This window comes from Streptomyces albiaxialis (assembly GCF_039530985.1).
Classification (GTDB): Bacteria; Actinomycetota; Actinomycetes; order Streptomycetales; family Streptomycetaceae; genus Streptomyces; species Streptomyces albiaxialis.
The window spans coordinates 107,156-118,301 of sequence record NZ_BAAAPE010000010.1; the positions used below are offsets into that span (position 1 = coordinate 107,156).

At 71.0% G+C, this 11,146-nt stretch carries 12 protein-coding genes; 1 reads left to right on the forward strand and 11 read right to left on the reverse strand.

Annotation, left to right across the window (positions count from 1 at the left end):
* Positions 1-11: 11 nt before the first annotated feature.
* Entirely contained in the window at positions 12-1,586 is a 1,575-nt protein-coding gene (locus tag ABD343_RS20315) for a hypothetical protein (protein ID WP_344530316.1), read from the reverse strand.
* A 265-nt stretch (positions 1,587-1,851) separates the two neighbouring features.
* Here ABD343_RS20315 and ABD343_RS20320 point away from each other — a divergent pair, with 265 nt between their 5' ends.
* Complete coding sequence (locus tag ABD343_RS20320) at positions 1,852-3,747, forward strand: endonuclease/exonuclease/phosphatase family protein (protein WP_344530199.1); 1,896 nt, start codon at positions 1,852-1,854, stop codon at positions 3,745-3,747.
* Here the strand turns inward: ABD343_RS20320 and ABD343_RS20325 are convergent.
* The 10 genes from ABD343_RS20325 to sufD all read right to left on the reverse strand — a co-directional run bounded on the left by ABD343_RS20325 (position 3,721) and on the right by sufD (position 11,141).
* Positions 3,721-4,683, reverse strand: a complete 963-nt coding sequence (locus tag ABD343_RS20325) for an EI24 domain-containing protein (protein WP_344530201.1) — start codon at positions 4,681-4,683, stop codon at positions 3,721-3,723. The two genes, ABD343_RS20320 and ABD343_RS20325, sit on opposite strands and share 27 nt — an antisense overlap.
* 48 nt (positions 4,684-4,731) lie before the next feature.
* On the reverse strand, positions 4,732-5,721 hold the full coding sequence (gene dapD / locus ABD343_RS20330) for a 2,3,4,5-tetrahydropyridine-2,6-dicarboxylate N-succinyltransferase (protein WP_344530202.1): 990 nt from the start codon (positions 5,719-5,721) through the stop codon (positions 4,732-4,734).
* A 67-nt stretch (positions 5,722-5,788) separates the two neighbouring features.
* On the reverse strand, positions 5,789-6,331 hold the full coding sequence (locus ABD343_RS20335; RefSeq protein ID WP_344530204.1) for a TetR/AcrR family transcriptional regulator: 543 nt from the start codon (positions 6,329-6,331) through the stop codon (positions 5,789-5,791).
* Positions 6,331-6,651, reverse strand: a complete 321-nt coding sequence (locus tag ABD343_RS20340; RefSeq protein ID WP_344530205.1) for a DMT family transporter — start codon at positions 6,649-6,651, stop codon at positions 6,331-6,333. Before ABD343_RS20340 ends, ABD343_RS20335 begins: the two co-directional genes overlap by 1 nt.
* Before the next feature lie 118 nt (positions 6,652-6,769).
* Positions 6,770-7,099, reverse strand: coding sequence for a metal-sulfur cluster assembly factor (locus tag ABD343_RS20345; RefSeq protein WP_165298161.1), 330 nt, complete (start codon positions 7,097-7,099; stop codon positions 6,770-6,772).
* A complete protein-coding gene (gene sufU / locus ABD343_RS20350; protein ID WP_344530208.1) occupies positions 7,096-7,557 on the reverse strand; it encodes a Fe-S cluster assembly sulfur transfer protein SufU in 462 nt (153 codons plus the stop codon). Before sufU ends, ABD343_RS20345 begins: the two co-directional genes overlap by 4 nt.
* A gap of 9 nt (positions 7,558-7,566) precedes the next feature.
* Positions 7,567-8,826: a cysteine desulfurase gene (locus ABD343_RS20355; protein ID WP_344530210.1), complete on the reverse strand. Its 1,260-nt coding sequence runs from the start codon at positions 8,824-8,826 to the stop codon at positions 7,567-7,569.
* Positions 8,823-9,587: a Fe-S cluster assembly ATPase SufC gene (sufC, locus tag ABD343_RS20360; protein WP_344530212.1), complete on the reverse strand. Its 765-nt coding sequence runs from the start codon at positions 9,585-9,587 to the stop codon at positions 8,823-8,825. Before sufC ends, ABD343_RS20355 begins: the two co-directional genes overlap by 4 nt.
* A 7-nt stretch (positions 9,588-9,594) precedes the next feature.
* On the reverse strand, positions 9,595-9,924 hold the full coding sequence (locus ABD343_RS20365; protein ID WP_344530214.1) for a non-heme iron oxygenase ferredoxin subunit: 330 nt from the start codon (positions 9,922-9,924) through the stop codon (positions 9,595-9,597).
* Positions 9,921-11,141: a Fe-S cluster assembly protein SufD gene (gene sufD, locus ABD343_RS20370; RefSeq protein WP_344530216.1), complete on the reverse strand. Its 1,221-nt coding sequence runs from the start codon at positions 11,139-11,141 to the stop codon at positions 9,921-9,923. The genes ABD343_RS20365 and sufD overlap by 4 nt, the downstream gene beginning before the upstream one ends.
* Between the last annotated feature and the right edge of the window lie 5 nt (positions 11,142-11,146).

The following is an 11,146-nucleotide window of genomic DNA, read 5'->3' on the forward strand; positions in this document are numbered from 1 at the left end:
AGTTGTATCCCTCAGCTCACCCGCGAGCGCGCCTTGAAGGCGGCCTTCCTCGCGGCCTTCGCCGCCGCCCGGTCCGGCAGGACCCGGCCCATGGCCTCCAGGACCTCCCCCGTCGCCGGGTGGTCGACCTGCCAGGCCTTGTCGAAGAAGCCCGAGTGCTGCTCGACCAGGCCGCTGACCAGCTCGTGCAGCTCCTCCGGCTCGCCGACGGTCGCGAGCTGCGCGGCGATCGTGTCGACGGTCAGCCAGAACACCATCTGCTCGTCCGGCTGCGGCACGTCCGCCGCGCCGCGCTCCGCGAGCCAGACCCGCGCCAGGCCGCCCAACTGCCGGTCGTCCAGCACCTCGCGCAGCGCCGGCTCGGCCTCGGGGCCCACCAGCGCCAGCGCCTGCTGGCAGGCGAGGCGGCGCACCGGCCCGTCCTCGTCGCCGCCGCGGGCCGCGGCGAGCAGCTCCCGTGCGGCCTCCACGGCGCCGGAGTCCGCGTGCCGGGTGGCGAACCAGGACTCGATCTCCGTCTGCGCGTTGTCCTCCGTGTAGGCGGGGAGGGCCGCGAGGAGGGCGCTCGCCTCCGCGTCCGCGAGATCGCCGACGGCCGGGACCTCGACCCCGGCCTCGCGCATCCGTACGCGCGTGCCGTACAGCCCGAGCGGGGTCAGCCGCACCATCCCGTACCGCGAGACGTCCTCGTCGTCCATCTCGGCGTCGAAGTCGGCCTCGCCCTCGGCGGCTTCGCGCGTCAGCGCCTCGTCCACGGGCTGGTACTCGACGAGCCCGGTGGGCTCCAGCATCCGGAACTGGTCGTCCAGGCGCATCATCGCCGTGGACACCTCTTCGAGGACCTCGTCGGTCGGCTCGTCCATCCCCTCCGGGACGATCATCGAGGCGGCGAGCACCGGCAGCGGGACGAGCGTCCCGGCGGCGACGGCGGGGTCGCTGACCGTGAGCAGGTACAGATTGCCGAGCGCGCTGTCGAGGAAGTCGGCCTCCTCCTCCGGGTTCCAGTCCATGGCGTCGAGGTCGATGGCGTCGGGGTCGATCTCGCCGTCCTCGCCGATCGCGTTCTCCAGGCCACCGACCAGGTCCTCGAAGCTGGGCGTGGCGGCGTCGGCCAGGACCGTCTCCAGCCCGTTCTGCCACAGGTCCAGCACCTCGTCGGGGGCGGGGGCGGGGCCGGATCCGCCGGTGAGCGCGGTGAACTCCTCGTCGGGGCGGGCGACGCCGACGGGCTCGTCGCTGGCGGGCCCCGCGTCGTCGCCGCCCCCGGCCTCCTCCCCCGCCTCGTCCGCGTCGTCCTCCTCGACCTCCAACAGGCCCGTGTCCACCGCGAAGTTCCAGGCGTCCGCCGCGAGCGCGGGCGCATCCTCCTCGCCCGCCAGCCCGAGGTGCTCGGCCGCCGCCTTGAGCTGCTCGGCGAGCAGCTCGCCGCCCGCGCCGACCGGGATCCCGGGCTCGCCCGCCTCGCGGACCCAGCGGGTGAGCTCCACGGCGCGCGAGAAGAGCGGCGCGGCGAGTGCGTCCCGCGCCAGCTCGGCGTCGGAGGGCAGCCGTACGGGCGGCATGGTGGGACGGTCGTCACCGGTCATCTGCGCGTTCATCTCCTACGGGGTGCTGACGGGTTGCGGGAAGTCTCCGGGCGGCCCCCGGCGCCTGCCGTACGGGCCGGAGCACGGCCCCCAGGGTAGACGGGATCTGTCCCCGGCTGCCCGAATCGTGCACCCGCCACGTAACAGGATCGCCAAGCCCTGGAGCCCGTGTTCGTCACGTCCTTGACAACTTCTGTTCCCCCGCCAGACTTTACGCGCGTAGAGACTGCTCCTCCCCTTGTCCCCCACGCCTCCGGAGGTTTCCGTGTCATCCCGCCTGGCCCGCAGATCCGCGCTCACCGTCGCCGCGCTGTGCTCGACGGCGCTGTGCACGACCGTGCTCGTCCTGCCCTCCGCGGCGAACGCCGGGACCGAGGACGACGCCGCGGCCCGTTCCGGCTCCGTCCGTATCCACGACATCCAGGGGAAGACCCGGATATCCCCCTTCGCGGGCAAGCGCGTGACCGAGGTGCCCGGCGTCGTGACCGGCGTGCGCGGCTTCGGCTCGGCGCGGGGCTTCTGGCTCCAGGACCCGCGCCCGGACCGCGACCCGGCCACCAGCGAGGGGATCTTCGTCTACACCGGCAAGGAGACGCCGAAGGTCGCCGTCGGGGACGCGCTGCGCGTCTCCGGCGAGGTCTCCGAGTTCTACCCGGGCGGCAAGGAGGCGGGCAGCCAGTCCGTCACCCAGCTCTCCAAGGCCGAGTGGACGAAGGAGAAGGACGGGAAGCGCGGCGCGAAGCTCCCCGCCGCCTTCCGGCTCACCCCGCACAGCGTGCCCGAGGCGTACGCGCCCGACGCGGGCGGCAAGAGCATCGAGGACCGCGAACTGCGCCCCGGACGCTACGCGCTGGACCGGTACGAGTCGCTGGAGGGCATGCGCGTCTCCGCCCGCGACGTCCGCGTGACCGGCCCCACCTCGAAGTACCACGACCTGTGGGTGACCACCGACCCCGGCCAGAACCGCACCCCGCGCGGCGGCACCTTCTACCGCTCGTACGAGGATCAGAACGGCGCCCGGCTGAAGATCTCCTCGCTGCTCGACCTCGACGCACACCCGTTCCCCGTGGCCGATGTCGGCGACCGGCTGCGCGGCACCACCGAAGGCCCGCTGGACTACGAGCAGTTCGGCGGCTACACCCTGCGCGCCACCGAGATGGGCACCCACCAGGACCGGAAGCTGGAGCGCGAGAAGACGCGCCCGCAGCGCGAGGACGAGCTGTCGGTCGCCACGTACAACGTCGAGAACCTCTCCCCCAAGACCGAGCCCGCGAAGTTCGAGCGGCTCGCGGAGGGGCTGGTGCGCAATCTGGCGGCGCCGGACATCGTCACCGTCGAGGAGGTCCAGGACGACACCGGGCCGGACGACGACGGCACGGTCGACGCGGACAAGACGCTCGAGCAGCTCACCGACGCCGTGAAGAAGGCGGGCGGGCCCGCGTACGAGTGGCGGCAGATCAGCCCCGAGGACGGCGCCGACGGCGGTCAGCCGGGCGGCAACATCCGGGTCGCGTTCCTCTACAACCCCGAGCGGGTCACCTTCACCGACCGCGCGGGCGGCGACGCCACCACGCCCGTGAAGGTCGAGGAGAAGGACGGTGCCCCGGCCCTGTCCGCCTCACCGGGCCGGATCGCGCCCCAGGACCCGGCGTGGAAGGCGAGCCGCAAGCCGTTGGCGGGCGAGTTCCGCTTCAAGGGCCGCCCCGAGGCCCCGGTCTTCGTGGTCGCCAACCACTTCAGCTCCAAGGGCGGCGGCGACCTGGAGGGCGACGAGCCCATGGAGGGCCGCTTCCAGCCGCCGACCCGCCACTCGGAACCGCAGCGCGTCGAGCAGGCGAAGATCCTCAACGCCTTCGCCAAGGACATCCGCGCGATCGACAAGGACGCGGTGATCGTCGCGGGCGGCGACTTCAACGACTTCTCGTTCTCGCCGTCCCTCGACGCGCTCCGCGCGGGCGGCGCGCTGACCAGCCCGATGAACCGGCTGCCGGAGAACGAGCGCTACGGGTACGTCTTCAACGGCAACTCGCAGTCGCTGGACCACCTCCTGACCAGCCCGGGCGCGGGCCGGCCGGAGTACGACATCGTGCACATCAACGCCGAGTTCGCGGACCAGTCCAGCGACCACGACCCGTCAGTGGTACGGATGCGACTGCGGTGACGGCCCCGGGGGGCCCGCGGGGAACTGCTGCGGCGGCTGCGGAGCCTGTCCGTGGGGCGCGGCCGGGTACGTGGTTCCCCGCATCCCCTGGGGCGCACCGAGCGGACCGGGCTGGCCCGGCTGACCGGGTCGGCCTGGCTGGCCCGGCTGGACTGGCTGACCGGGCTGGCCCGGCTGCTGCCCGTCCTCGCGGCGCCCCTCCCCCGTGAGGTCCCGTACGAGCAGCGCGGCGCCCGCGACGGCGCCCGGCATCAGCAGGACCGCGACGAAGGGGACGAGGAAGAGCAGCGCCAGCGGCGCCCCGAACCCCAGCGCGAGCGCCTTGCGCTGCCGCAGCATCCGCAGCCGCTGCCGTACGTCGATCCCCCGGCGCTGCATCGCGACCGAGGCCAGCTCCAGCGTCAGGAAGAAGCCGGTCACGCATATGGCGATCACGGGGATGACGGACTGGCCGATGAAGGGCACGAAGCCCAGGAAGAAGAGGGGCACGGTCCACAGGAGGGTGCGCCCGAGGACGTAGAGGCTGTCGCAGAGCGAAATCCACAGCTCGCGCCAGAGGGGATGGTCGGGCCCGCCCGTGGGCAGCCCGCCCGCGTCGGCCTCGACCTGCTCCGACAGCTTCTCGTAGAACGGCTCGCCGACCAGCAGGGTGACGGCGGCAAAGGTGATCACCGCGAGGGCCGCCACGGCGAGCCAGAGCAGCACCGCGAAGACCGTACGGAGCACGCCCTGCCATGGCGATCCCCAGTCGTCGGCGAACGGGGTCGCCCACTCGGCGAGGTCGTCCGACCAGAATCCGAGCGTGGTCAGTGCCGCCACGTACAGCACGAGGGTGACGAGCGCGGGCAGCAGTCCGAAACCGAACCACCGCCCGTGCTCCAGCACCCACCGCTGTCCCCGCCCCAAGTACCGCGCACCGGCCGCAAGATCATGCATGCGCCCAGCCTAGAGGGTCCTGGGCTCCCGGGGCGGGGCTGTGGACAGTCAGTTGTGGCTGTGCAGCGCCTCGTTCAGGCCGCCCCAGGAGCCGGTGCGCTGGAGGACCTCGACGGCGCCGGTGGTCGAGTTGCGGCGGAACAGCAGGTTGTTCGCGCCGGACAGCTCGCGGGCCTTGACGATCTCGCCGTCGGGCAGCGTGACGCGCGTCCCGGCGGTCACATAGAGCCCGGCCTCGATGATGCAGTCGTCGCCCAGCGCGATGCCCAGGCCCGACTCGGCGCCGAGCAGGCAGCGCTCGCCGACGCGCACGCGCTCGGTGCCGCCGCCGGAGAGGGTGCCCATGGTGGAGGCGCCGCCGCCGACGTCGGAGCCGTTCCCGATCACGACGCCCTGCGAGACGCGGCCCTCGATCATGGAGGTGCCCAGGGTGCCCGCGTTGAAGTTGACGAAGCCCTCGTGCATGACGGTGGTGCCCTCGGCGAGATGCGCGCCGAGGCGGACGCGGTCGGCGTCGCCGATCCGGACGCCGGACGGCACCACGTAGTCGGTCATCCGCGGGAACTTGTCGACGCCGAACACCGCGACGTGCCGCCCGGCGGCGCGGGCGCGCAGCCGCACGGACTCCACCGTGTCCACGGCGACGGGGCCGAGGGAGGTCCAGGCGACGTTGGCGAGGGTGCCGAAGAGGCCGTCCAGGCTCTGCTGGTTCGGCTGGACCAGGCGGTGCGAGAGCAGGTGGAGCCGGAGGTACGCGTCGTGCGCGTCCAGCGGCTTGTCGTCCAGCGACGCGATCACCGTACGGACGGCGATGATCTCCACGTCCCGCACGGCGTCCCGGCCGGCCGCCTGCGGCGCGGCCTCGCCGAGCAGCTCGGCGGCGCGCTCGTCGCTCAGCCGCTCCGTCCCGGAGGGGCCGGGGGCCTCGGCGAGCTCGGGGGCGGGGAACCAGGTGTCGAGAACGGTCCCGTCGGCGGCGACGGTGGCGAGCCCGGCGGCGACGGCGCCGGTCATGGGGGTGGTGGATGCATCGGTCATGCCCAAACGCTAACCGGAGCCGCGCCCCGATCACGAACCGGCCGTCCCGGCCGGAACTTCCGGCTCCTCAGCCGATGACGCGGGCGAGGACCGAGCGGACCTCCTCACGGTCGAACGGGCGATCGGTGAGGAGGAACTGCAGCAGCAGCCCGTCGATCAGCGCGACGAGCGCCCGCGCGGTCGCGAGATCGGCCGTGTGCCGGGCGAGCAGCCGCGTCATGTCGTCCAGCCAGACGGCGGCGAGCGGCTGGAGGAGGGGGCGGCGCAGGGCCGCCAGATACAGCTCGTACTCCAGCCGGATCCGGCCGCGCCCGCCCGAGGCGTACTCCTCCATCACCTGCGTCAGCGCCTCCGCGAGCGAGTCCTCGCGACCCACGAGCCCCGTCTCCCAGCTCTCGATCGCCGTCGTCGGCTCGCAGTTGACCTGTTCCAGCGCGGCGACGAGCAGCTCGTCGAGGCTCGCGAAGTGGTACGTGGTCGAGCCGAGCGGCACATCGGCCTCGGCCGCCACGGCGCGGTGGCTGAGCCCGGAGATGCCCTTCAGCTCCACGATCCGGATCGCGGCGTCGATGATCCGCTGGCGGCGCTCGGGGTCGTACCTGCGGCCCATCAGTGGGCACCCCCCATGTTCAGCACGACGACGCCGCTGATCACCAGCAGCACCCCCAGCACCTTGGCGGCGGTGACGGACTCCCCGACGAAGACCATGCCGATCAACGCGATCACGGCGGTGCCCGCGCCGGACCAGATGGCATAGGCGGTGCCGACGGACATCGTCTTCAGCGTCTGCGCGAGCAGCACGAAGGCCACGAGATACCCGACGGCGGTGATGAGCGAGGGCCAGAGCTTGGTGAACCCGTCGCTGTACTTCATCGACGTGGTCGCCAGGATCTCGGCAAGGATGGCCCCGGAGAGCGTCACGTACATCATGCGTACGAGCGTACACAACGATGCGTACGCCCGTACACAACTTTTTCCGGGAACGAAAAACACTCATGCCCGCCGATGATTCCGGCGGGCATGAGTGCTGGTCGTGCGATTCCGAGGATCAGACGTTGAAGCCCAGGGCCCTGAGCTGCTCGCGGCCGTCGTCGGTGATCTTGTCCGGGCCCCACGGGGGCATCCAGACCCAGTTGATCTTCAGCTCGTTGACGATTCCCTCCGTCGCGGAGCGGGCCTGGTCCTCGATGACGTCGGTCAGCGGGCAGGCCGCCGAGGTGAGCGTCATGTCGATCGTGGCCACGTTGGAGTCGTCCACATGGACCCCGTAGACCAGGCCGAGGTTGACGACGTCGATGCCCAGCTCGGGGTCGACGACGTCCATCATCGCCTCGCGGACCTCGTCCTCTTCCGCGGGCTTGGTGGTCATCTCCGTCATGCCGCGCCCCTTTCCTTGTCGCTGAACGCCTTCGCTGTCGCGTCCTTCCACGCCATCCAGCTCAGCAGAGCACACTTCACACGCGCCGGGTACTTCGAGACGCCGGCGAACGCGACCGCGTCCTCCAGCACCTCCTCCATGGCGTCGTCGGGCTCGATCTGGCCCTTGGACTGCATCAGCTCCAGGAACGTGTCCTGGATCTTCCGCGCCTCCTCCAGCTCCTTGCCGACCAGCAGCTCGTTCAGCACGGAGGCGCTGGCCTGGCTGATGGAGCAGCCCTGGCCCTCGTACGAGACGTCCTGGATCGTCTCTCCGTCGTACCGCACGCGCAGGGTGATCTCGTCCCCGCACGTCGGGTTGACGTGGTGCACCTCGGCATCGCCGTCGCGCAGCCCGCGCCCGTGCGGATGCTTGTAGTGGTCCAGGATCACGTCCTGGTACATCGAGTCCAGCTTCACCGACAGCCCCTAAGCGAAGAAATTCCGTACGTGTTCCAGGCCGTCCGCCAGGGCGTCCACCTCGGCGGGCGTGGAGTACAGATAGAACGACGCTCGCGTCGTCGCGGGAATTCCGTACCGCAGGCAGACGGGACGCGCGCAGTGGTGTCCGACGCGGACCGCGATGCCCTCCTCGTCCAGGACCTGCCCCACGTCATGGGGGTGGATGTCACCCAGCGTGAAGGAGATCGTGGCGCCCCGGTCCTCGGCCGTGGAGGGGCCGATGATCCGCAGGTCGGGGATCTCCTGGAGCCGCCGCACCGCGTACTCGGTGAGGGCGTGCTCGTGCTGCTGGATGCGGTCCATGCCGATCGCCGACAGATAGTCCACGGCCGCGCCCAGCCCGACCGCCTGCGCGATCGGCGGGGTGCCCGCCTCGAACTTGTGCGGCGCCGGGGCGTACGTCGACGCGTGCATCGTGACCGTCTCGATCATCTCGCCGCCGCCGAGGAACGGCGGCAGGTCGTCGAGCAGCTCCTGGCGGCCCCACAGGACGCCGATGCCGGTCGGGCCGCACATCTTGTGCCCGGTGAAGGCGACGAAGTCGGCCTGGAGCGCCTGGACGTCCAGCACCATGTGCGGCGCGGCCTGCGAGGCGTCGATGACGACGAGCGCGCCGACCTCCTGGGCGCGGCGCACGATCGACTCGATCGGGTTGACCGTGCCCATGATGTTGGACACCAGGGTCAGCGAGACGACCTTGGTCTTCTCGGTGATGAGCTGCTCGGTGTTCGAGAGGTCGAGGCGCCCCTCGTCCGTCAGCCCGAACCACTTCAGCTCCGCGCCCGTGCGCTGCGCGAGAAGCTGCCACGGGACGATGTTGGAGTGGTGCTCCATCTCCGTGATGACGATCTCGGTGTCGCGCTCGACCCGGTAGGGCTCGTCGGCCCAGCCGAGCATGTTCGCCACGAGGTTGAGCGACTCCGAGGCGTTCTTGGTGAAGACCACCTCGTCGCGGCTGGGCGCGTTGATGAACGCGGCGACCTTGTCGCGCGCGCCCTCGTACAGCGCCGTGGCCTCCTCGGCGAGGACGTGCACGCCACGGTGCACATTGGCGTTGTGCCGCTCGTAGTAGTCAGCCAGGGCGTCGAGCACCTGGGTGGGCTTCTGCGACGTCGCGGCGTTGTCCAGATAGACGACCTTCTTGCCGTCGTGGACCGCGCGGTCCAGGATCGGGAAGTCCTTCCGGATCGCCTCGGTGTCGAGAAGGCCCGGCAGCGAAGAGGTCACGCAGCGGCACCACCCTTCACGTACTCCTCGTAGCCCTCCTCCTCCAGCTTGTCCGCGAGCTCCGGGCCGCCGGACTCGGCGATACGGCCCTTGGCGAAGACGTGGACGAAGTCGGGCTTGATGTAGCGCAGGATGCGCGTGTAGTGGGTGATCAGCAGGGTGCCGACCTCGCCGCTCTCGCGGACCCGGTTGACGCCCTCGGAGACCACGCGCAGGGCGTCGACGTCGAGGCCGGAGTCGGTCTCGTCGAGGATCGCGATCTTCGGCTTCAGCAGTTCGAGCTGGAGGATCTCGTGGCGCTTCTTCTCACCGCCGGAGAAGCCCTCGTTCACATTGCGCTCGGCGAACTTCGGGTCGATGGAGAGCCGCTCCATGGCCTCCTTGACCTCCTTCACCCAGGTGCGCAGCTTGGGGGCCTCGCCGCGGATGGCGGTGGCGGAGGTCCGCAGGAAGTTGGACACCGAGACGCCGGGGACCTCGACCGGGTACTGCATGGCGAGGAAGACGCCGGCGCGGGCGCGCTCGTCGACGGACATCTCCAGGACGTCCTCGCCGTCGAGCTTCACCGAGCCGCTGGTGATCGTGTACTTGGGGTGACCCGCGAGCGAGTAGGCCAGCGTGGACTTGCCGGAGCCGTTCGGGCCCATGATCGCGTGGGTCTCGCCCTGCTTCACGGTCAGGTCGACCCCGCGCAGGATCTCGTTCGGGCCGCCCTCGGTTTCGACGGAGACGTGCAGGTCGTTGATCTCAAGCGTTGCCATGGGGACTTCAGGACTCCTGGGTGACGGAGACGAGCACATCGTCCCCTTCGATCTTGACGGGGTAGACGGGTACGGGGCGGGTGGCGGGGAGCCCGGAGGGCTTGCCGGTGCGCAGGTCGAAGGTCGAGCCGTGCAGCCAGCACTCGATCTGGCAGTCCTCGACCTCGCCCTCGGAAAGGGAGACATTCGCGTGCGAGCAGATGTCGTAGATCGCGAACACCTCGCCCTCGGTGCGGACGACGGAGACCGGCACGCCACCCAGCTCCACGCGCAGCGGGGTGTCCTCTTCCAGGTCACTCAGCGACGCGGCGCGGACGAACTCGGCGGTCTCACTCATGCGACGGACGCCTCCAGCTCGGCCTCGATCCTGTTGATCAGGCGCTCCTGGACGTCGGGCAGCCCGATCTGCTGGACCAGCTCCGCGAAGAAGCCACGCACGACGAGGCGGCGGGCCTCCCGCTCGGGGATACCGCGGGCCATCAGGTAGAAGAGCTGCTCGTCGTCGAAGCGGCCGGTCGCGGAGGCGTGTCCGGCGCCGACGATCTCGCCGGTCTCGATCTCCAGGTTCGGCACCGAGTCGACGCGCGAACCGTCGGTGAGCACCAGGTTCCGGTTCAGCTCGTAGGTGTCGGTGCCGGTGGCGCTCGCCTCGATGAGCACGTCACCGATCCACACCGCGTGCGCGTCCTCGCCCTGGAGCGCGCCCTTGTACGCCACATTGGAGCGGCAGTTCGGGGCGTCGTGGTCGACCAGGAGGCGGTGCTCCTGGTGCTGGCCCGCGTCGGTGAAGTACAGCCCGTACAGCTCGGCCTCGCCGCCGGGGCCCGCGTACGAGACACGGGGGTTGAGGCGGACGAGGTCGCCGCCGAAGGTGACGACGAAGGACTTGAACGTCGCGTCGCGGCCCACCAGCGCGTTGTGCTGGGAGCAGTGGACGGCGGTGTCGTCCCAGTCCTGGACGGAGACGACGGTGACCTTCGCGCCGTCGCCGAGGACGAACTCGACGTTGGCCGAGCGGACCGCGTCACCGGTGTGGTCGATGACGATGAGGACCTCGGCGAAGGCGCCGACGTCGAAGACGGTGTGCCCATAGCTGACACCGCCCTCACCGTGCAGGGTGACCCGCACCGGCTCGGTGAGCACGGCCTCCTTGGGCACCGAGATGACCGAGGCTTTCTCGAAGGAGGAGAACGCCTGCGCGGCGACCCGGTCGACGGGCTTGCCCGCGCGGCCCACGCGCGCGTCGTCGCGCTCCACCGACTCGACGGTGACGCCCTCGGGCGCCGACACGTCGACCTTGATGGCGCCGGACGCCTCCGCCGTGCCGTCGTGCAGGCCCTTCAGCCTGTCGAGAGGGGTGAAGCGCCACTCCTCCTCGCGGCCGTGCGGCACCGGGAAGTCCGCCACGTCGAAGGACGGCGGCGCGCTCATCCGGGTGGCGATGGTGGACTCCGCCGCCACCGCGACGGCGCCGGAGGTGGTGGCACCCGCCGGTGGGGGTGCCCCCTGCCCGAGCGCAGTCGAGGGCTTGGGGGAGTTCTGAGCCTCAGCCATGGCTG